Raw genomic sequence first — 21,481 nt, forward strand, 5'->3', positions numbered from 1 at the left:
TCCGGGCCCGCCCCCCCCCCCCCGGCCCCCCGGGGGGGGCGCCCCCCGCCCCCGCGCCCGCGGGCCCGGCCCGCGCGCCCCCGCCCCCCGCCCCCCCGGGGGGGCGCCCCCGGCGCGCGCCCCCCCCACACCGCTGTTCCCACGCCGACGTCCCTCACAGCGCACGGCACCGGTGGGTTGCTAGCATGACTGGTCGATCGGGCGCGCAGGTCGCGCACGACGACCCCGTAAGGAGCTCACGTGGCAAACGTGCTGGAGAAGGTCCTCCGCATCGGCGAAGGACGCACCGTCCGCCGGCTGAAGGCGTACGCCTCGGCGATCAACGACCTCGAGGACGACTTCTCGAGCCTCACCGACGAGGAACTCCAGGACGAGACGAAGGAGCTGCGCGAGCGGTACGCCAACGGCGAGACCCTCGACGACCTGCTGCCCGAGGCGTTCGCCGCCGTGCGGGAAGCAGCGAAGCGCACCCTCGGCATGCGGCACTTCGACGTGCAGCTCATGGGCGGCGCGGCCCTGCACCTCGGCAACATCGCCGAGATGAAGACCGGTGAGGGCAAGACCCTCGTCGCGACCACGGCGGCCTACCTCAACGCGATCCCGTCGCGCGGCGTGCACGTCATCACGGTCAACGACTACCTGGCCTCGTACCAGTCCGAGATCATGGGCCGCGTCTTCCGCGCCCTCGGCATGACGACCGGCTGCATCATCGCCAACCAGACGCCGGCCGAGCGCCGCGAGCAGTACGCCGCGGACATCACCTACGGCACGAACAACGAGTTCGGCTTCGACTACCTGCGCGACAACATGGCGTGGCAGGCCTCCGACATGGTGCAGCGTGGCCACTTCTTCGCCGTCGTGGACGAGGTCGACTCGATCCTCATCGACGAGGCCCGCACGCCGCTCATCATCTCCGGCCCGTCCTCAGGCGAGGCCAACCGGTGGTTCACCGAGTTCGCCTCGATCGCGAAGCGCCTGACCCCGGGCGAGGACTACGAGGTCGACGAGAAGAAGCGCACCGTCGGTGTGCTCGAGCCCGGCATCGAGAAGGTCGAGGACTACCTCGGCATCGACAACCTGTACGAGTCGGCGAACACCCCGCTCATCTCGTTCCTGAACAACTCCATCAAGGCCGTCGCCCTGTTCAAGCGCGACAAGGACTACGTCGTGATGAACGGCGAGGTGCTCATCGTCGACGAGCACACCGGCCGCATCCTGATGGGCCGTCGCTACAACGAGGGCATCCACCAGGCGATCGAGGCGAAGGAGGGCGTCGAGGTCAAGGCGGAGAACCAGACCCTCGCCACCGTCACGCTGCAGAACTACTTCCGGCTCTACCAGAAGCTCTCCGGCATGACCGGTACCGCCGAGACCGAAGCGGCCGAGTTCATGTCGACCTACAAGCTCGGCGTGGTCCCGATCCCGACGAACAAGCCGATGCAGCGCATCGACCAGACCGACCTGGTCTACAAGAACGAGAAGTCGAAGTTCGAACAGGTCGCCGAGGACATCGCCGAGCGCCACGAGCAGGGCCAGCCCGTCCTCGTCGGCACCACGAGCGTCGAGAAGTCCGAGTACCTGTCGAAGCTCCTCGCCAAGAAGGGCGTGAAGCACGAGGTCCTCAACGCGAAGAACCACGCGCGTGAAGCGGCGATCGTCGCCCAGGCCGGTCGCCTCGGCGCCGTGACCGTCGCGACGAACATGGCCGGTCGTGGCACCGACATCATGCTCGGCGGCAACTCCGAGTTCCTCGCCGTGCAGGAGATGCACGCCAAGGGCCTGTCACCGACCGAGACCCCCGACGAGTACGAGGCCGCGTGGGACGAGGTCTTCGCGCGCGTCAAGGCCGAGGTCGAGGTCGAGGGCGACAAGGTCCGCGAGGCCGGTGGGCTCTACGTCCTCGGCACCGAGCGTCACGAGTCCCGCCGCATCGACAACCAGCTGCGTGGTCGTTCCGGCCGTCAGGGCGACCCGGGCGAGAGCCGTTTCTACCTGTCGCTGACCGACGACCTGATGCGCCTGTTCAACTCCGGTGCCGCCGAGAGCCTGATGGGCCGCTCGAACGTGCCGGACGACCTGGCGATCGAGAACAAGCTCGTCGGCCGTGCGATCCGTTCCGCCCAGGCGCAGGTCGAGGGCCGGAACGCCGAGATCCGCAAGAACGTCCTGAAGTACGACGACGTCCTGAACCGCCAGCGCGAGGCGATCTACAGCGACCGTCGTCACATCCTCGAGGGCGACGACCTGCACGACCGTGCGCAGTCGTTCCTCAAGGCCGTCATCGACGACGTGATCGACACCCACACCGGTGAGGGCTCGCCGGACGACTGGGACCTCGACGCCATGTGGACCGAGCTCGGCACGCTCTACCCGATCTCGATCTCCATCGACGAGGTCATCACCGAGGCCGGCTCGAAGGGCAAGGCGTCGCGTGACTTCCTCGGCCGCGAGATCCTGTCCGACGCCAAGCTCGCGTACCAGCAGCGTGAGGAACTCCTCGGCGACGAGGCCATGCGCGAGCTCGAGCGCCGCGTGGTCCTGTCGGTGATCGACCGCCGCTGGCGCGACCACCTGTACGAGATGGACTACCTCAAGGACGGCATCGGCCTCCGCGCGATGGCGCAGCGCGACCCGCTCGTCGAGTACCAGCGCGAGGGCTACGCACTGTTCCAGACGATGATGGGCCAGATCCGCGAAGAGTCGGTCGGCTACCTGTTCAACCTCGAGGTCCAGGTGCAGTCCGACGGCGAGAACGCCGTGATCGAGGCCAAGGGTCTCGGTGAGGACGAGGTCTCCGGCCTCGAGTACTCGGCGCCGTCGATCGACGGCGAGGTCGAGGTCCGCGACGAGAAGGGTCGCCTCGAGCAGGCCGCCACGGCGCGCGCGCAGCAGGCCCAGGCCGAGGCCGAGGCTGCTGCCGAGCCCGAGCAGGGCTCCGCGTTCGGCAACGCGGCCACGGCCTCCGGCCAGGCCGCCGCGGCGGGCAACCGCGCCGAGCGTCGGCAGGCGTCGAAGAAGAACTAGCGTCCGCGCGAGACGGACAGGAGGCACGGTGCCAGCTGGCACCGTGCCTCCCGTCCGTTCCGGTCCCGCTACAGGACGCCGATCGCGGTCGCCCGCCACTTGCCGTGCCGCGTCTCCAACCGCATCGCCACCGCGCGCGCGTGACTGCGCGTGTGCACGACGACGGTGGCCTCGGCGACCCCGACGGCCGGTCGGCAGACGAGCACGCTGCTCACCCGCAGCACGGGCCGCGCCCGCGACCGACGGTGCACCGAACGTGCGTGCGCGGCCACCGCTGCGCGCTGCTGCAGGTGACGGTGGACGTCGTCGGTGATCCACCGGGCGATGCTGTCGACCTCGCGCGACCCGGTCAACACCTCCGCGACGCACAAGCCCAGTGCGCGGGCGGTCTCGGCGGGGTCCGGCGGGCCGCTCACCGGCTCCTCGGCCGGTGGCGGCCGGACGATCGTGAGTGGCGGCGCGTGCGCCGTCGTCGTCGTGTGGTCGATCCGGCGTGCCTGCTCTGCCACCCCTGCCCCTTCCGTTGCTGGAGCGAGCGTATGGGGCGTGCAACATGCGAAATACGGAGCCTCCGGCCCTGTGGAGAGTGCGACCTTCTCCACAAGTCGGCGCACCTAGACTGGCGGGGTGTCGACCCTCAGTGACCTCGTCCTCGCGCAAGGCCGTTCCTCCGAAGCCGACGTGGAGTGGCTCCACCTGCTCGTGGGGGACTGGCAGCTCCTCGCCGACCTGTCCTTCGCCGACATGGTCCTGTGGGTGCCGACCGCCGAGGACGGCTCGTTCGTCGCCGTCGCGCACGCCCGTCCGAGTTCCGCGGCGACGCTGTTCTACCGCGACATCGTCGGGCAGGAGATCCGCGAGGAGTGGCGCGGTCAGGTGACCGAGAGCTTCGCCGGGTCTCGCGTCGTCGACTCCGCCGAGCCCGACTGGTACGAGGACACCCCCACCCGGGTCCGCGCGATCCCGGTGCTTCGGCGCCTCAGTGCCAAGAGCGCGCAGACCACCGAGCGGCCCATCGCCGTCGTCACCCGGCACTCCAACCAGGACGAGATGCGGACGCCGAGCCGCCAGGAACTCAACTTCACCGCGAGCGCGAACGACCTGTTCGGCATGATCGCGACGGGTGACTTCCCGGACCTCGGTGCACCGGCCGGCCCGCGCCGTGGTGCTCCCCGGGCCAGTGACGGTCTGCTGCGCCTCGACACCGCCGGCGTCGTCACCTTCGCCAGCCCGAACGGCCTGAGCGCCTTCAACCGCATGGGCTTCGAGGGCGAGCTGGAGCGGAAGTCCCTCGCCGAGGTCACCACCGAACTCATCGGCGCGCAGCTCGACGTCGACGAGTCCCTGCCCCTCGTCGTCACCGGTCGTGCTCCGTGGCGGGCCGACATCGAGTCGAAGGGCGTGACGGTGTCGCTGCGGTCCATCCCGCTCCGCGACCACGGCGACCGCATCGGTGCGATCGTGCTCTGCCGTGACGTGTCCGAGCTCCGGCACCAGGAGCGCGAGCTCATCACCAAGGACGCGACGATCCGCGAGATCCACCACCGCGTCAAGAACAACCTGCAGACGGTGGCGTCCCTGCTCCGCATCCAGGCCCGTCGCACGCACTCCGACGAGGCGCGGACCTCGCTGCAGAACGCGATGCGCCGGGTGGCCGCCATCGCGGTCGTGCACGACACGCTGTCGAGCGGCCTGAGCCAGACGGTCGACTTCGACGACGTGTTCGACTCGGTGCTCAAGCTCGTCACCGAGGTCGCCGCGTCGCACAACACGACCGTGCACCCGAAGAAGACCGGCGAGTTCGGCGTGCTGCCGTCCGAGGCCGCCACACCGCTCGCGCTCGGGCTCACCGAGCTCGTCACGAACGCCGTCGAGCACGGGCTGGACGGCCGCGACGGCGAGGTCGAGATCGTCGCCCGCCGCTTCGACGACCACCTGGAGATCGAGGTCCGCGACAACGGCGTGGGTCTGCCCGAGGGGAAGGTCGGGTCGGGCCTCGGCACCCAGATCGTCCGCACGCTCATCCAGGGCGAGCTCGGCGGCACGATCGACTGGCACACCTTGACCGGCAGCGGCACCGAGGTGACGATCACCATCCCGTTCCGCTGGCTGACCGCCACCGCCTAGCCCCGGGGCGCGCCGCGGGAGTCGCGCGTCGGGTTCGCGCCCGCTCACGGGCATTGCGCCCCGGCTCTTCGGGGCGCAATGCCCCTGCGGGGGCGCGCATGGGCGCCCCCGCCACTGCGGGGCACCCGCCGCCGCGCCGAGGTTCCGAGATCTGCGCATCTCGGCGTGCGATCGCGCGTGTTGCGGAACCTCGACGGACAGCGCGCGGCATGTCGTGGAACCCCGAGGGCCAGCGCACGGCGTGCCGCGCCGAGTCCCGAGTCCCGCGCCGCCCCGCGCGCCAAGCGCACGACGACGCCCGCCGTTCCCGAGGGGACGGCGGGCGTCAGTGCGTCAGGCGGGACCGGGTCAGGAAGCGCGACGGGCGCGGGCGGCGCGACGCTTCAGCGCACGACGCTCGTCCTCGCTGAGGCCACCCCAGACACCGGAGTCCTGGTTGTTCTCGAGTGCGTACTGCAGGCACATCTCGGTGACCGTGCAGCGCGCACAGACCGACTTGGCCTTCTCGATCTGATCGACGGCGGGCCCGGTGTTCCCGACGGGGAAGAAGAGCTCGGGGTCCGCGGTGAGGCAAGCTGCCTTGTCACGCCAGTCCATGTGTGGTGCTCCTTGATGTCGATGCTCGAACGGCAGGCCGGGGCCGGGGTTCGGGGGATCGGAACGCTGACCATGCATGAGGCATGAGGGGACAACTGTGGGGAGGAGTCCGCTGGAAGCGAGTCTGACGCCCGCGTGACGCTCGGGGGAGGAGCGACGAACCACGGGAGACGCACACCACATCGTGCCGTCCAAACGACCTCGAATATCGTTCCATACTGGTAGGGGCAAATCAAGGGTTCCGATGCTGGAGGATCACTGTGCACGATGACGACCCGACCGCGGTCGACCGTCCTGAGCCACGTTCACGCGCCTTGATCGGCCTGCTGGTGGTGGTCGGTCTCGAGTTCGCGGCGCTCGTCGTGGTCACCGTCGTGCTCGTCGTCGAGCTGATCGTCGCACCGGCGTCGAGCCTGGCCTCCGGGATCGCCCTGACGATCCTGTCGGCCGTCGCGGCGCTCTGGCTCGGTGCGCTGCTGAACGGCCTGTGGAAGCGGCGCGCGTGGGTGCGCTCGGGGATCATCGTCTGGCAGGTGCTGCAGGGCGCCATCGCGATCGGCGCGTTCCAGGGCGTCTTCCGTGAACCGGCGGTCGGTTGGGTCCTGCTGATCCCGGCACTGCTCGGCATCACGTTCGTGCTGTCGCGGTCGGTGACGGCCGCGCTCGCGCGTCCCGTGGAGTAGACGCGAGCGACAGACGGACGGGAGGCGCGGTGCCAGCTGGCACCGCGCCTCCCGTCTCGCTGTGGTCCGGTCCTCAGACCAGGCCGAGCTTCTTCCGCAGGCTCGCCACGTGTCCGGTCGCCTTGACGTTGTACAGCGGCAGCTGCACGGTGCCGTCCTCGTCGACGACGATCGTGGAGCGGATCGTGCCGGTCACGATCTTGCCGTAGTTGTTCTTCTCGCCCCACGCGGCGTACGCCTTGTGCACCGCGAGGTCCGGGTCGCTGAGCAGCGGGAACGTGAGCGCCTGCTCGTGCTGGAAGGTCTTGAGCTTTGCCTGCTCGTCCTTCGAGACGCCGAGCACCTCGTAGCCGGCTGCCTGCAGCGACAACATGTTGTCGCGGAAGTCGCAGGCCTCGGTGGTGCACCCGGGGGTGGACGCCGCCGGGTAGAAGTACACGATGACCTTCTTGCCGCGCAGTGCGGCGAGCGAGTGCTCGGCGCCGTCCTGGTCCGGCAGCGTGAAGTCGGGGGCGGTGTCGCCGGCGGCGAGACGGTCGGTCATGGTGCTCCTGTTCGCTCCGTGCCCACGAGTGGTCGTGAGCACGCAGAACCCATGCTATTGTTGATTCCCGTTGCGGCACGGAAGCCGGAACATGCACCTCTAGCTCAATTGGCAGAGCAACTGACTCTTAATCAGTGGGTTCTCGGTTCAAGTCCGAGGGGGTGCACCGCAATCACGAAGGCCCCGACTCATCGAGTCGGGGCCTTCGTGCGTTCACGGGGTGTGGACGGGTTCCGAGCGGGACACGCCCGAGGTGCGTCCGGCGGTCGGATTCAGTCGGCGGCCACGTCGACGATCCGTTCCTTGCCCACGACGAGGTCGACCGCACCGGCCGAGGCTGCTGCGAGGTCCGCGGTCAGGGTCGGCAGCGCGTCGGCGGGCACCCAGACCTCGAACGTCGCCGCAGGTCCGTACACCGTCGCACCGAGGGATGCGTGGTGGTGCCGGACCCAGTCGCGCAGGACGTTGTCGAGCCGGCCGGCCTCGGCGTGTGGGACGTCGAAGTGCACCTGCGTGAGCGCCTCGCGTCGGACGAGCGCGGCGGTGTCCAGGGCTTCGGAGACCGAGCTCGAGTAGGCGCGGACGAGTCCGCCGGCGCCGAGCTTCACGCCGCCGAAGTACCGGGTGACGACCGCCACGACGTCGGTGAGGTCGCGGCGCCGGAGCACCTCGAGCATCGGCACGCCCGCCGTGCCCGAGGGCTCGCCGTCGTCCGACGACCGTGCCTGGTCGCCGAGCGTGCCGGTGACCATCGCGGTGCAGTTGTGCCGGGCGTCCCAGTACCGGCGCTTCACCTCGGCGATGACGCGCTCGGCGTCCGCCACGTCCGAGATGGGAGCGACCGTGGTGACGAACCGCGACTTCGTGATGACGATCTCGTGCTCGACCGGTTCGGCGATCGTCGACGGGAAGCTGCGGGCCATGCCCCGAGGCTAACGGCGTGCACCGTGTCCGCCGCGCTACGATGTCGTGCACGCACGGCTGGGGAGGAGTCCGACATGGAGACCGGTGATCCGAGGGGCGGGGTCCTGGACGCCGCCGAACTCGCACGGCGCATCAACCTGCTTCTCGACTTCGAGGAGTCCCAGCGCGGGACCCCGGTGCCGTTCGCCTCGATCGAGGAGTACGTCGCCAGCCGGGGTGGTTCGCTCTCGCGGGCGAAGTGGACCTACATGCTCTCCGGCGACGGCCGACGGAACCGCGACACCGAGCTCCTGCGGCTCCTCGCCGGGTTCTTCGAGGTCGACGAGCGCTTCCTGCTCGAGGACAGCGACGTCCCCGAGCGCATCGGTGCGCAGCTCGCCCTCGTCCGCTCGCTGCGCTCTGCCCGCGTGAGCGGGTTCGCCGCACGCACCTTCCCCGGCGAGCTCTCACCCGAGGCGCTGCGGCGCATCGCCGAGGTGCTCGAGGAGGAATCACAGCGCGGGAGCGTGGCATGACCGACCCGCTGCTCGAGTCCTTCTGGGCGCGCGGTGCGGCCGAGGAGTGGTCCGACGTCGACCAGGCCGTCGCGGCCGCTGCGGTCGTCGTCGACAAGCCGATCGTCGTCCGCGAAGAGGCGTTCCTCGCGACGGAACCCGTCTGCGGCTTCGTCGCGACGCTCGAGCACGCGCACCTGATCATGATCTCGCCGACCGCGTCGCCCACCTTCCGGGCGTTCGTCATCGGGCACGAGCTCGGCCACGTCCTGCACCGACACCAGGAGCACGCACCGCAGTCGGCGTACATCCGCGACGTCATCCCGGACCTGCCCGAGTACAAGGTCGAGCGGGCCCTGGCGCGGGGGATGTTCTCGAACACGTACGAGCACGAGGCCGAGGTCTTCGCCGACGAGCTCGCGACGCACATCCGACGTCACCGGGGTCGTCCGAGCGCCTTCCGCGGGGTCTTCGGGTGATCGTCGCCGTCGTCCAGGCGGTGCTGCTCATCGCCGGGACGATCGCGCTCTTCGTCCTGCAGCGCGGGCAGGACCGCACCCTGGCGGTGACGTTCCTGTTGTTCGCCGCCACCATCGTCACGAACGTCGATCCGCTGTACCGCGGGCTCGATCCGCTGCTCGGTGGCCTCAACGTCGTGACGGTGGTCAGCGACTGCCTGATGGTCGCCGGCACGAGCACGCTGCTGTGGGGCGTGGCCAAGGCGGTGGGAGCGGCTCGGCCGTGGCTCCGGAACGCGATCGTGGTGTCGTTCGCCGCGGTCGTCATCGTGGTCGTCGTCGCCTTCACGGTGTTGGACAAGCCCGCCACCACGACGACGTTCATGCTCGACGCCGGATCGCACCCGGCCGCGACGGTCTACTCGATCGCACAGACCCTGTACCTCGGGGTGGCGCTCGGCGCGACGGGGTTCATCTGCGTCCTCCGGTTGCGCGAGGCACGGACGACGACGGACCTGGTCGGGCTGTGGGTGCTGGTGCTCGGCGGCGTGCTCGGGGTCGTCCGGATGGTGGTCGTCGTGGTCATGGACCTGGCGCACGTCCTGGGTGACCTGGACCGGATGCGGTCCCTCGCGCTGCCGTACGACGTCACCACGCCGGGCGCCGTGATCTGCGTCTCGACGGGGATGCTGCTGCTGGTGATCGGGCACCGGGTCTCGCGACGTCGCCGCACCCGGCGGGTCGATGCGGCGCTGCGCCGTCTCGCACCACTGCACGAGCGGATCGGCGCGGACAACGCCTACCCGTCGACGGACGACCCCGCCACGCGGTTGAGCCGCGCGATCGTCGAGGTCAACGACGGGCTCCGGCGGTCGCGTGCGTCGTTGACCGATGCCGAGCGGGCAGCACTCGCCGAGGCCGAAGCGGCACTCGACGCCGCGTAGCCCGAACGGGTGGCTCGACGGTCCGCGGACGCCCGTGTAGGGTTTGTAGCAAGTGCTACAGATCCTGTGGCCCGTCGGGTGGGTCTCGGCCGCGTTGGGGGCGGCCGAGCACCACCGACACTCGTTGTCTAGACTCGGACGGTGCTCGTCTTCGCCGCAGTCGTCCTGTTCATCGGTGCCGTCTTCAACGTCGTCACCTGGCCGCGCTTCTTCCAGCGCGTCGCGAAGGACACCCGCGCACGTGACGCCGCGGGCAAGCCGACGACGTTCTACACGGTGCACCTCGTGCTGCTGCTCATCGCGCTCGCGATCGCCGTGGCCGCGGTCGTCGCCGGCATCCTGCTGCTCGTCTGAGCCGTCCGCCGTCCGCCGTCGGGCGTCGGGCGTCGCTTCAGCGCTGCTTCAGCGGCGCACGGCAGGATCGTCGCCATGCGCGTACTGGTGGTCGATGACGAGGTACGGCTCGCCGACGGCGTCCGTCGTGGCCTCGAGGCCGAGGGGTGGGCCGTGGACGTCGCCCACGACGGTGTCGACGGTCTTTGGCACGCCCGCGAGTTCCGGTACGACGCGATCGTCCTCGACCTGATGATGCCGGGGATGAGCGGATGGGCGGTGTGCGCGCAGCTCCGGGCCGACCAGGACTGGACGCCGGTGCTCATGCTCACCGCCAAGGACGGCGAGTGGGACCAGGTCGACGCCCTCGACGCCGGTGCCGACGACTACGTCACGAAGCCCTTCTCGCACCCGGTCCTCGTCGCCCGCCTGCGTGCGCTCGTCCGCCGTGGTGCGCGGGAGCGTCCGACGGTGCTGACGGTCGGTGACCTCGTCGTCGATCCCGCCGCGCGGTCGGTGACGCGTGCGGGGACCGTCGTCGACCTGACCAGCCGGGAGTTCGCGGTGCTCGAGTACCTCGCCCGACGCGCCGGGCAGGTGTGCTCGAAGCGCGAGGTGATCGAGAACGTCTGGGACGTCGACTTCGAGGGCGACCCGAACATCGTCGAGGTGTACGTCGGGCACCTCCGCCGCAAGCTCGACCGGCCGTTCGGCCGGACGTCGCTGGAGACCGTCCGCGGTGCGGGCTACCGGCTGGGAGCCGACGGTGGCTGACCGCGGTCGCACCCGTCCCCGGCGGTTCCGGTCCGTCCGCGCACGGACGACGCTCGGCGCGGGCGTCGTGGTGCTCGCAGCGCTCGTCGTCGGTGCCGTGGGCTTCGTCGTCGTCCTCCGCCTGGTGCTGCTCGACGGCGTGCGGACCGCTGCCGAGGCCGGGCTCGAACAGGTGTCCTCACGGGTCGAGTCCGACGGCGCCGGGGCGGTGACCGACTACGAGGACGTCCTGGTGCAGGTGATCGGTGACGGCGGCTCGGTCCTCGCGCACGGCGAGGACGCCGACGCCCCGGCGCTGTCCACGGCCGACGAGTCCCGGTGGTCGCACGACGGTGAACGCTGGCTGCTCGTCTCGGACGACGTCGACCTGCCCGGTGGGGGTGAGGCGACCCTGGTGTACGGCGTCTCCCTCGAGCAGACCGACACCGCGATCCGGACCGCCGTCGTGCTCCTCGCCGTCGGGGTACCGGTCCTCGTCCTCGTGCTCGGGGTGGTGACCTGGTCCGTGACCGGGCGGTCGTTGCGGCCGGTGGAACGGATGCGGACCGAGGTCGAGACGATCCGCGCTGCCCAGCCGGACGCCCGCGTCGTCGTGCCTGACACCGGAGACGAGATCGCCCGGCTCGCGACCACCATGAACGCCATGCTCGACCGTCTCGACCGGTCGGCTGCCGGGCAGCGGCGGTTCGTCTCCGACGCGTCGCACGAACTGCGGTCGCCCATCGCGTCCATCCGCCAGCACGCCGAGGTCGCCGCCGCACACCCGGACCGGACCGACGTCGGCGAGTTCTCCGACGTCGTGCGCGCCGAGGCCGTGCGGCTGCAGGACCTGGTGACCGGGCTGCTCGAGCTGTCGCGGCTCGACGAGGGCGGCACCGGCACGCGACGCCCCGTGGACCTCGACGACCTCGCGCTCGGCGCCGTCGCGCGGGCGCGGGCACGGGTGCCGGCCGGCGCGACCGACGACAGCACGATCCGGGTCGACGGTTCGGGGATCTCCGCCGCGCGCGTGCTCGGCGACGAACGGCTTCTGACGGGGGTGGTCCGCAACCTCGTCGACAACGCCGTCCGGCACGCCGTGTCACGCGTCACGGTGGCGCTCGTCGAACAGGACGGCGCTGCGGTGCTGACGGTCGACGACGACGGTGCCGGGGTCCCCGCGGGCGAGCGCGACCGGGTGTTCGAGCGGTTCGTCCGGCTCGACGAAGCCCGCAGCCGTGACGCCGGTGGTGCCGGCCTCGGCCTGGCGATCGTGCGGGACGCCGTGGGGGCGCACGGCGGCGAGGCGACGGTGACGGAGTCCCCGCTCGGCGGGGCGCGCTTCGTGGTCCGCATCGCACTCGGCGGCTGAACAGGCGGCTTCAGGTCTGCTTCAGCACCCCGACGACATGCTCGTCCCATGACCTTCCGCACCCAGCTCCAGAAGCCCTCCGCCCGCCGCGTCGCCGCCCTCGCCGCCCTGCCGGTCGTGGCCGCGCTCGCCCTCACCGGCTGCTCCTCCGACGACACGGCCGACGGCTCGTCCGACTCCGCCGCCTCGTCCTCGAACGGGTCGTCGACCACCGGCGCCACCGGCGGGGGTTCCACGACCGCGGCCTCCGCCGCGTCGAACGACGCCCTGCTGGCCGCGGTCGCGACCGCGCGGAAGAGCGTCGGGTCCGGCACCGTGATCTCGGTCGAGCAGGAGCAGCGCGGCAGCGCCTACGAGGTCCTCGTCGTGACGAAGGACGGCACCGAGCACGAGGTGCACACCGACGCGGACGGCACCGGTGTGACGGGCACCCCGCAGACCGAGACCGCGGACGCCGACGACCGGGCCGAGCACGAGCGGTTCGTCGCAGCGGCCGACCTCGACGTCAGCAAGGCCGTCAGCGCCTTCGAGGACCTGCACGCCGGGTCGATCACCGAGCTCGGCCTCGACGACCACCTGGGCAAGGTGGTCTGGGAGGGTGACGTCGTCGACGGGTCCGGGACGAAGCACAGCGTCCGGATCGACGCCGGTTCGGGCGACGTCGTCACCGACCAGGTCGACACCGACGACTGACCCGACCGTCAGTCGGCAAGCGGCGGCCCGAGCACCTTCCGGACCGCCAGCGCGGCGAGCTGCTCGTCCGAGGTGTCGAGCAGCACGCGGAACGTCTCCGGTCCGGTGACGAACTCGACGCACACGGCGTCCTCGTCACACGGCCCGAGGCGCCACCCCGACACCGCGTCCATCGGCACGGAGACCCGGGCCGCACGCTGGTAGTCGGTCTCTGCCTCGAGGCGGTCGGGGAACACCCGCAGGCGTCCGTACGCGCCTCGCCAGCTCAGCTGGAGATCGAGGGTGGGTGGAACAGACGCAGGGGAGACAGAGCGGTCCGGCACCCGCCGATCGTACCGACGGGTGCCGGACCCACTGCACTCCGCGAGGACCGTGCTGCGCTCCGGGGACAGATCAGGCGGAGTCGCCGGACCCGTCGTGCTCGGTGCCGCCACCGTCGCCGTCACGACGGACCTGGTTCGCCGGGTCGCGCACCCCGATCGGGTACGGACCGGTGACGCCCTCTCGGAGCGACGCGATGCGCAGGATGCGGTCGCGCTGCAGGAACCAGCCGACGACGAGCAGCGGGATCACGATGACCAGGGACGCGATCGTGTAGGTGCCCACCGGGTAGTCGATGGCCATCAGGACGATCACGGACGCCAGGAACGCCAGGGTGAGCCACGCGGTCACCGGGGCACCGGGCAGCTTGAAGGACGGCTCCTTCGCCAGCCCTTGCTTCGCCCACGACCGGAGTCGCATCTGGCAGAGGATGATCGTGCCCCACGCCGTGATGATGCCGAGGCTCGCGATGTTCAGCGCGATCTCGAACGCCTGACTCGGGACGAAGTAGTTCAGGACGACACCGGCGACGGTGAAGCCGGCGGTGAGCAGGATGCCGGCGTACGGCACACCGCCCTTCGACATCTTGGTGGTCCACTTCGGCGCCGAGCCGTTCATTCCCATCGAGTGCAGCGCACGACCGGTCGAGTACAGGCCGGCGTTGAGCGAGGACAGGGCTGCCGTGAGCACGACGAAGTTCATGATGCCGCCGACGATCGACCCGACCTGCGGGTTGCCGAGCGACGAGAAGAACGTCACGAACGGGCTCTCGCCCTCCTTGTACGCGGTGTACGGCAGGAGCAGGGAGAGCAGGATGATCGACCCGACGTAGAAGACCGCGATGCGGAACACGACCGAGTTGATGGCGCGGGGGATGACCTTCTCGGTGTTCTGCGTCTCACCGGAGGCCGTGCCGACGAGCTCGATCGCCGCGTACGCGAAGACGACACCCTGGATCACGATGACCGCGGGGAGCAGCCCGTTCGGGAACAGCCCGCCGTTGTCACCCCAGATCGAGAAGCCCGTCCGGACGGCCTCGCCACCGGCCTCGACCGGGAACGCGAAGACGAGCCAGATGATCGCCACGACGAGGAACGCGACGAGCGCGGCGACCTTGATGAGGGCGAACCAGAACTCGAGTTCGCCGAACACCTTGACCGCGACCATGTTGGCGGCGAGCACGACGATCAGGGCGATCAACGCGAGGAGCCACTGGGGTGCAGCGGTGAAGGCGGACCAGTACTGCAGGTAGATCGCGACGGCGGTGGTGTCGACGATCGAGGTCATCGCCCAGTTCAGGAAGTACATCCAGCCGGCGGCGTACGCGAACTTCTCGCCGTAGAACTCACGGGCGTACGAGATGAACGACCCCGACGACGGGCGGTGCAGCACGAGCTCGCCGAGGGCGCGCAGGATGAAGAACGCGAAGATGCCGCAGATCAGGTAGGTCAGCGCGAGCGCAGGGCCCGCGGTGTGGAGTCGTCCACCTGCACCGAGGAAGAGTCCGGTGCCGATGGCCCCACCGATCGCGATCATCTGCAACTGCCGGGGCTTCAGTCCGTGCTGGTAGCCCTCTTGCTCGTGCGAGAAGTCGTTCGCCGGGGCTCGGTTCACGCCCGTGTCGTTCTGCGCTGTCATGCGCGACAACCTACATGCGCGTGGAACCGGGGCGGCACACAAACCTCCGAACGAGCTGATCTGTAACGAGACGGTCACGATCCCGATCCCCGTGTGCGTGGGCGACACGCCGGTGACGGGGTACATCGGTGCCCGGATTCCGGCGGACGCCGATTGTGATCGGGGGACAGGACACCGGTAGGTTTGAACGTCCCCACAGGCCCGTTGGCCGGGGACACGACGACCAGGACGCGTCCACGGCCAGCAGCGCCGGGGCCGTACGGTCGGCCGGACCGGGACCGCCCCGAGCGTGGTCCCCGCGTGCGTGATCGCTCGCTCTGCGCCGTTGCGCGGGGCTCGACGTGGCCGCGCGCACCGTCCCGGGCGACCCGTTCGCAACCACACCGTCGCCGCACGCGCGCTCCGTCCGCCGTGGCGACGCGAGGAGATCAGTTGTCCATCGCACCACCCGAGAGCCGGCACACCCCGTCGCCGGACCCCACCAGCACGTCTCCGGACGCCACCGCGTCGCCGGCGGTCAGCGTCCGCGACGTCTACAAGGTGTTCGGCCGCCGACCCGCCGAGGCCGTCCGACGCCTCGCCGCCGGCGCCACCCGCGACGAGGTCCGCGAGCAGGGATCGGCCGCGGTCATCGACGCGTCCTTCGACGTCCGACCCGGCGAGATCTTCGTCGTCATGGGGCTGTCCGGCTCCGGCAAGTCGACCCTGATCCGGATGCTCAACGGCCTGCTCGAGCCCACCGCCGGCAGCGTCGAGATCGGCGGCCGGACGGTCACCGGCGCGACGCCGAAGGGGATCCGCGACATCCGTCGGTCCAGCGTGTCGATGGTGTTCCAGCACTTCGCCCTGCTGCCGCACCGCACCGTGCTCGAGAACGTCGCGTTCGGGCTCGAGGTGAACGGCGTCGACAAGGCCACCCGGCTCGCGAAGGCCCGCGAGGTCATCGACCTGGTCGGCCTGGACGTCTGGGCCGACGCGAAGCCCGACGAACTGTCCGGCGGCATGCAGCAGCGCGTCGGCATCGCCCGCGCCCTCGCCGCCGAGACCGACGTCCTGCTCATGGACGAGGCGTTCAGCGCACTCGACCCGCTGATCCGCCGCGAGATGCAGGAGCAGCTCGTCGACCTGCAGCAGCGGCTCGGCAAGACCATCGTCTTCATCACGCACGACCTGAACGAGGCGATGTTCCTCGGTGACCGGATCGCCGTGATGCGCGACGGCCGGATCGTGCAGATCGGGACGCCGGAGGACATCCTGACCGACCCGGCGAACGACTACGTCGCCCAGTTCGTGCAGGACGTCGACCGCGCCCGCGTGCTCACCGCCGCCAGCGTCATGGAACCGGCACGCGCCACCGTCCCGCTCACCGTCGGTCCCCGTGGCGCGCTGCGCACCATGCGGGACCTGCAGACCGCCGCGCTCTTCGTCACCGGCCGGGGCCGGAAGCTCGAGGGCTGGGTCCGGGACCGCCACGTGATGCGCCAGGTCAAGGCCGGCGACACGAACCTCGACGCGATCGTGAACACCGAGTACGCCCGGGTCGCACCCGACACCGCGCTCACCGACCTGTTCGAGCTCGCCGTCGAGTCGCCCCTGCCGATCGCCGTCGTCGACGACGAGGGGCGCCTGCTCGGCGTCGTGCCGCGCGTCACGCTGCTGGCCGCGCTCGGCAACGTGCCGACGTCGACCATGCCGATCCCGGTGCTCGAGCCGGTCACCCGCATCTCCGACTCCGACATGGACTCGACCCTCGCCGAAGGAGACCACGCATGATCACCCCCGGTACCAACTCCTTCGGCGACTTCCACCTGCCCCTCGGCACCTGGGTCGCCGCGGTGGTCGACTGGATCACCACCTACCTGTCCGGCTTCTTCGACGTCGTCCGCTACGTGTTCACGTGGATGGACGCGTGGATGGAGTACTTCCTGTCCACCCCGCCGTTCTGGGTCGTCGTCGCGGTGCTCGTCGTGCTGGCGTTCCTGGCGAAGGGCTGGAAGCTCGCGCTCGGCGCCGCGATCGGTCTGCTGTTCATCGTCAGTGTCGGGCAGTGGACGAACGCGATGAACACCCTCGCGCTCGTCGTCGTCGCAGCCGGCCTGGCCGTCGTCCTCAGCATCCCGCTCGGGGTGTGGGCCGCCCGGTCCGACGCCGCGAGCCGGATCATCCGCCCGGTGCTCGACTTCATGCAGACGACCCCGGCGTTCGTCTACCTGATCCCGGCGCTGCTGCTGTTCCGCGTCGGCGTCGTCCCCGGCATCGTCGCGACGATCGTGTTCGCGATGGCCCCCGGCGTCCGGCTCACCGAGCTCGGCATCCGCGGCGTCCCGAGCGAGGTCGTCGAGGCCGGTGCCGCCTTCGGGTCGAGCCCGTGGCGCATCCTGCGCCAGATCCAGCTGCCGTTGGCGAAGGCCAGCATCATGGCCGGCGTCAACCAGGTCATCATGCTGTCGCTCTCGATGGTCGTCATCGCCGGCATGGTCGGCGCCGGCGGACTCGGCGAGCAGATCGTCGCCTCGCTCAACCGCATCGACGTCGGTCTCGGGGCGGAGGCCGGTCTGTCGGTCGTGGTCCTGGCGATCCTGCTGGACCGTCTGACCGCAGCGCTCGGCGGTGACGCGAGTGGTGCCTCCCGGCCCTGGAAGCGCAAGCGGAAGCCCACCGTGACCGCGACGCCGAACGCGGCGACCGCGCAGACCGCCGCCACCACCGAAGCGGTCAGCGACCGCCAGACCGTCGACGCGTGAGGAAGGAACAGATCATGAAGCGAACCAAGCGCACCCTCGCGGCGGCCGTCCTCGCCGTCGCCACCGCAGTCGGCCTGTCCGCGTGCATGCCGCCCGGGTACTACGGGGCCTCCGGCACCGTCGACAACGGCGACCAGAAGTCGATGCACGTCGTCGTCTTCAACGGCTGGGACGAGGACACCGCCGCCAGCTACCTCTGGAAGTACGTGCTCGAGCAGAAGGGCTACGACGTCCAGCTGACGAACTCCGACGTCGCACCGGCCTACACGGGCCTGGCATCCGGCGACTACGACGTCGTGTTCGACACCTGGCTGCCGAACACGCACAAGGAGTACATGGACACGTACGGCAAGGACCTGACGGACCTCGGCGCCTGGAACGAACAGGCGTCCCTGGAACTCGCCGTGCCGGAGTACTCGGACATCGACTCGATCGACGAACTCAAGGCGCACGCGTCCGACTTCGGCAACAAGATCATCGGCATCGAGCCCGCGGCCGGTGAGACGAAGGTCGTGTCCGAGCAGGTCATCCCGCAGTACGGGCTGGACGGCATGGACTTCATCACGAGCTCGACGCCGGCGATGCTCGCCGACCTCAAGGCCTCGATCGCGAAGAAGGAGGACGTCGTCGTGACGCTGTGGCGTCCGCACTGGGCGTACGACGCCTTCCCGATCAAGGACCTGAAGGACCCGAAGGGTGCGCTCGGCAAGAACGAGGAGATCCACACGATCGCCAAGAAGGACTTCGCCGACGAGTTCCCGCAGGCGTCGAAGTGGATGGAGGACTTCGCGATGGACTCCGACACCCTCTACTCGCTCGAGAACGCGCTCGTGAACAGCGGCGCGAAGGCCAGTGAGTACCCCGCGATCACGGAGAAGTGGGCTTCCGAGCACCAGGACTTCGTCGATTCGCTCACGTCCGGCGAGTAGTCAGCAGGTCGGACAGGAGGCCCGGTGCGCGTCGTGCGCACCGGGCCTCGTCGTGTGCGTGGCCGGGTTCCTGAACGACGGCTGTCGTGCGTTGCTTCGATGGAGGGATGGACATCCTCCTCCGACTCCTCGTCGCGATCGGGTTCGCCCTCCTCATCACCGCCGCCGCCGCGGTCGTCCTGCACCTGGTGCTCCGGACGATCGCGCGCCGGGAACGGTGGGCCGGCGTGCTCTCGCGGCGGGCGAAGCACCCGTTCCGCACCACCCTGCTCGTGGTCCTGCTCTGGATCGCGTTCACCTCGAGCGTCCCGCGCGACGCCGACGCGTACCCGTGGCGCGACGAGGTCGTGCACGGCTTCCTGATCGTCACGATCGCCGTGGGCTGCTGGCTGGCGTGCCAGATCGCGATCTTCCTCGAGGACCTCGGTCTGCACCGGTTCCGCATCGACGTCCCCGACAACCGGCAGGCTCGCCGCATCCGCACGCAGGTCCTGATCATCCGACGGCTGACCGTCGCCGTCCTCGTCATCATCGCCGTCGGCGCGATCCTGCTCACCTTCGACGGCGTCGAGGCGGCGGGCGCGAGCGTGCTCGCCAGCGCCGGACTCATCTCGGTCGTCGCCGGTCTGGCAGCGCAGTCGACGCTCGGCAACGTCTTCGCGGGCATGCAGCTCGCGTTCTCCGGGTCGATCCGCGTCGACGACGTCGTCGTGGTCGAGCAGCAGTGGGGGCGGATCGAGGAGATCACCCTCACCTACGTGGTCGTGCACCTGTGGGACGACCGGCGCTTCGTGCTGCCGTCGACGTACTTCACGAGCACGCCGTTCGAGAACTGGACGCGCACGAACAGCGAACTGCTCGGCGCCGTCGAGATGGACCTGGACTGGCGGGTCCGGCCGGGGGAGATGCGCGAGGAGCTCGACCGCATCCTCGACCGCACCGAACTGTGGGACCGCCGCGTCAAGGTGCTGCAGGTGACCGACGCGGTGCAGGGGTACGTGCGGGTGCGGGTCCTCGCGACGTCGCACGACGCCCCGTCGCTGTTCGACCTGCGCTGCTACATCCGCGAGGAGCTCGTCGAGTGGATCCAGCGCACCCACCCCGACGCCCTGCCGGTCCAACGCGTGCTCATGGTCGACGAGACGGCGCCGCGGCGGCGCACGGCGTCGACCGCTGCCGACTCGGCGCTGTTCGCGCCGGGTCAGGAGGACCGCGCGGCGCTCTTCACCGGCCCGATCCAGACGTCCGACATCCCGCCGTCGGAGCGCTGACGGGCGGGTCCTCCGCTGCAGAACCAGGTTCCGGACACAGCACCGCGGAATCGCGTGGTTCCGTGTCCGGAACCAGGTGCCGTGGACGGGGCTGACGACGGACGGGAGGCCCGTGGCGGATCCGCCACGGGCCTCCCGTCCGTCGTTTGGTCGCGACCTACGGCTGGCGCGCCTTGACGGCGCGGTCGTCCTCGACCACCGTGCCGATCGCCACGATCGTGGTCGCGATCCACGCGACCCACGTCAGGGCGAGCCGCCAGTCGCGGGGTCCCTGGCGGGTGGTCTGGAGCACGCTGTAGCCGCTGATGAGCGAACTCCACACCGCACCGTTGAACATGAACTTGCGCACAGAGGCCTCCTGTTGTCGTGCTCCCAACGCTACCGGTCAGTACATTGGAGCGCCGCCGGACACCCTGCCCGGCGCACTCGTGGAGGAGCGCCCGTGCGTCAGGCCGTCATCGGAGCAGTGCTGCTCGTCATCGGCGCGGTCTGCGTCGCCCTCGGGCTGCTGCCGCTCGACGACCTCGGGGTCCTGGCCGAGCGGGTCCTTCCCGTCCTCGGGTTCGTCCTCGGGCTGACGATCGTCGCCGAGCTCGCCGCGGACGCCGGCGTGTTCGACCGACTCGCCGACGTCGCCGCGCGGGTCGGCGGCGGACGCACGATCGGGCTGTGGGGTGCGGTCGTCGTCCTCGCCGTGCTCTGCACCGTGTTCCTGTCCATCGACACCACCGCGGTGCTGCTCACCCCGATCGTGATCTCGCTGGCACGGCGGGTGGGTCTGCCGCCGATGCCCTTCGCGCTGACCACCGTCTGGCTCGCGAACACCGCGTCCCTGCTGCTGCCGGTGTCGAACCTGACGAACCTGCTCGCCGTCGACCGGATGGGTCTGGGCGGCCCGCTGCCCTTCGCCGGGCTGATGGCCTGGCCGGCGGTCGCCGGTGTCGTCGTGCCGTGCGTCGTCCTGCTCGTGGTGTTCCGCGGCAAGCTCTTCGGGCGCTACACGCCGGTCTCGGTGCGCCGTCCGTCCGACCCGGTGTCGTTCTGGGCGGCGTCGGCCGTGCTCGTCGCGCTCGTCGTGGCGCTGACCGCCGGGGTGACGGTGTGGATCGCGGCCGTCGCCGGTGCCCTCGTGCTCGTCGTCGTCGCGGCCTTCCGGTCGCCGGCCGAACTCCGGCCGTCGCGCGTGCCGTGGTCGACGCTGCTCTTCGCCGCCGGGCTGTTCGTGGTCGTCGAGACCCTGCACAGCACGGGGCTCACCGACCCGCTCGTGCAGGCGCTCGGCGACGGCACCGGGACCGGGCCCCTCCTGCTGCTCGGCGGCGGGGGAGCGGTGGCGGCGAACGCGATCGACAACCTGCCCGCGTACCTGGTGCTCGAGCCGGCCGCCGGGCACGAGGCCGTACGGTACGCCGCGCTCCTCATCGGCGTGAACGCCGGGTGCCTCGTGACTCCGTGGGCGTCGCTCGCGACCCTGCTGTGGCACGCACGGCTGTCGGCCGAGGGCGTGCACCTGTCGTGGGGGAAGTACATGGCGCTCGGGTGCGTCGCGGCGCCGCTCACCGTGGTCGCCGGGGTGCTCGCGCTCGCGATCTGAGGCGGGGTCGCCGGTCCTCGATCGCACCGTGGGTGCCG

At 70.4% G+C, this 21,481-nt stretch carries 22 protein-coding genes and 1 tRNA gene; 16 read left to right on the plus strand and 7 right to left on the minus strand.

From position 1 onward, the window contains the following. The first annotated feature begins 240 nt into the window (after window positions 1-240). A complete protein-coding gene (gene secA / locus ACVKXF_RS17575; protein ID WP_123313692.1) occupies window positions 241-3,024 on the plus strand; it encodes a preprotein translocase subunit SecA in 2,784 nt (927 codons plus the stop codon). A gap of 68 nt (window positions 3,025-3,092) precedes the next feature. Here secA and ACVKXF_RS17580 read toward each other — a convergent pair whose 3' ends face one another. Next, on the minus strand, window positions 3,093-3,533 hold the full coding sequence (locus ACVKXF_RS17580; protein WP_456796503.1) for an Rv3235 family protein: 441 nt from the start codon (window positions 3,531-3,533) through the stop codon (window positions 3,093-3,095). A 118-nt stretch (window positions 3,534-3,651) separates the two neighbouring features. On the opposite strand from ACVKXF_RS17580, the gene ACVKXF_RS17585 reads away from it, so the two are divergent. Beyond that, window positions 3,652-5,151: a sensor histidine kinase gene (locus ACVKXF_RS17585; protein ID WP_456796504.1), complete on the plus strand. Its 1,500-nt coding sequence runs from the start codon at window positions 3,652-3,654 to the stop codon at window positions 5,149-5,151. A gap of 348 nt (window positions 5,152-5,499) precedes the next feature. On the opposite strand, the gene ACVKXF_RS17590 is transcribed toward ACVKXF_RS17585, so the two are convergent. Then, window positions 5,500-5,748: a WhiB family transcriptional regulator gene (locus ACVKXF_RS17590; RefSeq protein ID WP_017888820.1), complete on the minus strand. Its 249-nt coding sequence runs from the start codon at window positions 5,746-5,748 to the stop codon at window positions 5,500-5,502. A 260-nt stretch (window positions 5,749-6,008) separates the two neighbouring features. Between ACVKXF_RS17590 and ACVKXF_RS17595 the strand changes: the two genes are divergently transcribed. Next, window positions 6,009-6,431 (plus strand): hypothetical protein, encoded by a 423-nt coding sequence (locus ACVKXF_RS17595; protein WP_123313689.1) that lies wholly within the window; start codon window positions 6,009-6,011, stop codon window positions 6,429-6,431. A 73-nt stretch (window positions 6,432-6,504) separates the two neighbouring features. On the opposite strand, the gene bcp is transcribed toward ACVKXF_RS17595, so the two are convergent. Further along, window positions 6,505-6,975 carry a thioredoxin-dependent thiol peroxidase gene (gene bcp / locus ACVKXF_RS17600; protein ID WP_456796505.1) on the minus strand — a complete coding sequence of 157 codons (471 nt, stop codon included), beginning with the start codon at window positions 6,973-6,975 and terminating at the stop codon, window positions 6,505-6,507. A gap of 93 nt (window positions 6,976-7,068) precedes the next feature. Between bcp and ACVKXF_RS17605 the strand changes: the two genes are divergently transcribed. Then, window positions 7,069-7,141: transfer RNA gene (locus tag ACVKXF_RS17605), tRNA-Lys, on the plus strand. Window positions 7,142-7,247: 106 nt separating this feature from the next. Here ACVKXF_RS17605 and ACVKXF_RS17610 read toward each other — a convergent pair. Beyond that, on the minus strand, window positions 7,248-7,898 hold the full coding sequence (locus ACVKXF_RS17610) for a YigZ family protein (protein ID WP_456796506.1): 651 nt from the start codon (window positions 7,896-7,898) through the stop codon (window positions 7,248-7,250). A 75-nt stretch (window positions 7,899-7,973) separates the two neighbouring features. Between ACVKXF_RS17610 and ACVKXF_RS17615 the strand changes: the two genes are divergently transcribed. From ACVKXF_RS17615 to ACVKXF_RS17645, 7 genes are all read left to right on the plus strand, one after another. Further along, window positions 7,974-8,414 carry a hypothetical protein gene (locus tag ACVKXF_RS17615; protein ID WP_123313687.1) on the plus strand — a complete coding sequence of 147 codons (441 nt, stop codon included), beginning with the start codon at window positions 7,974-7,976 and terminating at the stop codon, window positions 8,412-8,414. After that, complete coding sequence (locus ACVKXF_RS17620) at window positions 8,411-8,872, plus strand: ImmA/IrrE family metallo-endopeptidase (RefSeq protein ID WP_456796507.1); 462 nt, start codon at window positions 8,411-8,413, stop codon at window positions 8,870-8,872. The genes ACVKXF_RS17615 and ACVKXF_RS17620 overlap by 4 nt, the downstream gene beginning before the upstream one ends. Then, a complete protein-coding gene (locus ACVKXF_RS17625) occupies window positions 8,869-9,795 on the plus strand; it encodes a hypothetical protein (RefSeq protein ID WP_456796508.1) in 927 nt (308 codons plus the stop codon). The genes ACVKXF_RS17620 and ACVKXF_RS17625 overlap by 4 nt, the downstream gene beginning before the upstream one ends. 141 nt (window positions 9,796-9,936) lie before the next feature. Then, window positions 9,937-10,149 (plus strand): SCO4848 family membrane protein, encoded by a 213-nt coding sequence (locus ACVKXF_RS17630; RefSeq protein ID WP_111085956.1) that lies wholly within the window; start codon window positions 9,937-9,939, stop codon window positions 10,147-10,149. 75 nt (window positions 10,150-10,224) lie between these two features. Further along, window positions 10,225-10,902: a response regulator transcription factor gene (locus ACVKXF_RS17635; RefSeq protein WP_123313684.1), complete on the plus strand. Its 678-nt coding sequence runs from the start codon at window positions 10,225-10,227 to the stop codon at window positions 10,900-10,902. Then, on the plus strand, window positions 10,895-12,253 hold the full coding sequence (locus tag ACVKXF_RS17640) for a sensor histidine kinase (protein WP_456796509.1): 1,359 nt from the start codon (window positions 10,895-10,897) through the stop codon (window positions 12,251-12,253). The genes ACVKXF_RS17635 and ACVKXF_RS17640 overlap by 8 nt, the downstream gene beginning before the upstream one ends. Window positions 12,254-12,301: 48 nt before the next feature. Continuing rightward, window positions 12,302-12,946 carry a PepSY domain-containing protein gene (locus tag ACVKXF_RS17645; protein ID WP_456796510.1) on the plus strand — a complete coding sequence of 215 codons (645 nt, stop codon included), beginning with the start codon at window positions 12,302-12,304 and terminating at the stop codon, window positions 12,944-12,946. Window positions 12,947-12,954: 8 nt separating this feature from the next. Here the strand turns inward: ACVKXF_RS17645 and ACVKXF_RS17650 are convergent, their stop codons facing one another. Both ACVKXF_RS17650 and ACVKXF_RS17655 read right to left on the minus strand, forming a co-directional pair. Beyond that, complete coding sequence (locus ACVKXF_RS17650) at window positions 12,955-13,269, minus strand: hypothetical protein (protein ID WP_148061791.1); 315 nt, start codon at window positions 13,267-13,269, stop codon at window positions 12,955-12,957. A gap of 70 nt (window positions 13,270-13,339) precedes the next feature. After that, entirely contained in the window at window positions 13,340-14,905 is a 1,566-nt protein-coding gene (locus tag ACVKXF_RS17655) for an amino acid permease (protein ID WP_456796511.1), read from the minus strand. A gap of 432 nt (window positions 14,906-15,337) precedes the next feature. On the opposite strand from ACVKXF_RS17655, the gene ACVKXF_RS17660 reads away from it, so the two are divergent. From ACVKXF_RS17660 to ACVKXF_RS17675, 4 genes are all read left to right on the plus strand, one after another. Then, the gene (locus tag ACVKXF_RS17660) at window positions 15,338-16,678 is read left to right on the plus strand and encodes a quaternary amine ABC transporter ATP-binding protein (RefSeq protein ID WP_456796512.1); all 1,341 of its coding nucleotides are present in this window, start codon (window positions 15,338-15,340) and stop codon (window positions 16,676-16,678) included. Next, window positions 16,675-17,649 carry an ABC transporter permease gene (locus tag ACVKXF_RS17665; protein ID WP_456796513.1) on the plus strand — a complete coding sequence of 325 codons (975 nt, stop codon included), beginning with the start codon at window positions 16,675-16,677 and terminating at the stop codon, window positions 17,647-17,649. The genes ACVKXF_RS17660 and ACVKXF_RS17665 overlap by 4 nt, the downstream gene beginning before the upstream one ends. 14 nt (window positions 17,650-17,663) lie before the next feature. Then, window positions 17,664-18,578, plus strand: a complete 915-nt coding sequence (locus tag ACVKXF_RS17670; RefSeq protein WP_396288809.1) for a glycine betaine ABC transporter substrate-binding protein — start codon at window positions 17,664-17,666, stop codon at window positions 18,576-18,578. 107 nt (window positions 18,579-18,685) lie between these two features. After that, window positions 18,686-19,849, plus strand: coding sequence for a mechanosensitive ion channel family protein (locus ACVKXF_RS17675; RefSeq protein WP_123313677.1), 1,164 nt, complete (start codon window positions 18,686-18,688; stop codon window positions 19,847-19,849). 157 nt (window positions 19,850-20,006) lie between these two features. On the opposite strand, the gene ACVKXF_RS17680 is transcribed toward ACVKXF_RS17675, so the two are convergent. Next, window positions 20,007-20,198 (minus strand): hypothetical protein, encoded by a 192-nt coding sequence (locus tag ACVKXF_RS17680; protein WP_111085947.1) that lies wholly within the window; start codon window positions 20,196-20,198, stop codon window positions 20,007-20,009. Between the two features lie 93 nt (window positions 20,199-20,291). Between ACVKXF_RS17680 and ACVKXF_RS17685 the strand changes: the two genes are divergently transcribed. Continuing rightward, complete coding sequence (locus ACVKXF_RS17685; RefSeq protein WP_456796514.1) at window positions 20,292-21,443, plus strand: SLC13 family permease; 1,152 nt, start codon at window positions 20,292-20,294, stop codon at window positions 21,441-21,443. Window positions 21,444-21,481 lie beyond the last annotated feature (38 nt).

The organism is Curtobacterium sp. PvP017, from assembly GCF_054060195.1.

What these genes read in the sequence shown, in the direction of transcription:
- ACVKXF_RS17675 (WP_123313677.1), top strand. Translation starts at nt 18,686, where the DNA reads ATGGACATCCTCCTCCGACTCCTCGTCGCGATCGGGTTCGCCCTCCTC.
- ACVKXF_RS17665 (WP_456796513.1), top strand. Translation starts at nt 16,675, where the DNA reads ATGATCACCCCCGGTACCAACTCCTTCGGCGACTTCCACCTGCCCCTC.
- ACVKXF_RS17645 (WP_456796510.1), top strand. Translation starts at nt 12,302, where the DNA reads ATGACCTTCCGCACCCAGCTCCAGAAGCCCTCCGCCCGCCGCGTCGCC.
- ACVKXF_RS17610 (WP_456796506.1), bottom strand. Translation starts at nt 7,898, where the DNA reads ATGGCCCGCAGCTTCCCGTCGACGATCGCCGAACCGGTCGAGCACGAG.
- ACVKXF_RS17635 (WP_123313684.1), top strand. Translation starts at nt 10,225, where the DNA reads ATGCGCGTACTGGTGGTCGATGACGAGGTACGGCTCGCCGACGGCGTC.
- ACVKXF_RS17655 (WP_456796511.1), bottom strand. Translation starts at nt 14,905, where the DNA reads ATGACAGCGCAGAACGACACGGGCGTGAACCGAGCCCCGGCGAACGAC.
- ACVKXF_RS17590 (WP_017888820.1), bottom strand. Translation starts at nt 5,748, where the DNA reads ATGGACTGGCGTGACAAGGCAGCTTGCCTCACCGCGGACCCCGAGCTC.
- ACVKXF_RS17670 (WP_396288809.1), top strand. Translation starts at nt 17,664, where the DNA reads ATGAAGCGAACCAAGCGCACCCTCGCGGCGGCCGTCCTCGCCGTCGCC.
- ACVKXF_RS17615 (WP_123313687.1), top strand. Translation starts at nt 7,974, where the DNA reads ATGGAGACCGGTGATCCGAGGGGCGGGGTCCTGGACGCCGCCGAACTC.
- bcp (WP_456796505.1), bottom strand. Translation starts at nt 6,975, where the DNA reads ATGACCGACCGTCTCGCCGCCGGCGACACCGCCCCCGACTTCACGCTG.
- ACVKXF_RS17620 (WP_456796507.1), top strand. Translation starts at nt 8,411, where the DNA reads ATGACCGACCCGCTGCTCGAGTCCTTCTGGGCGCGCGGTGCGGCCGAG.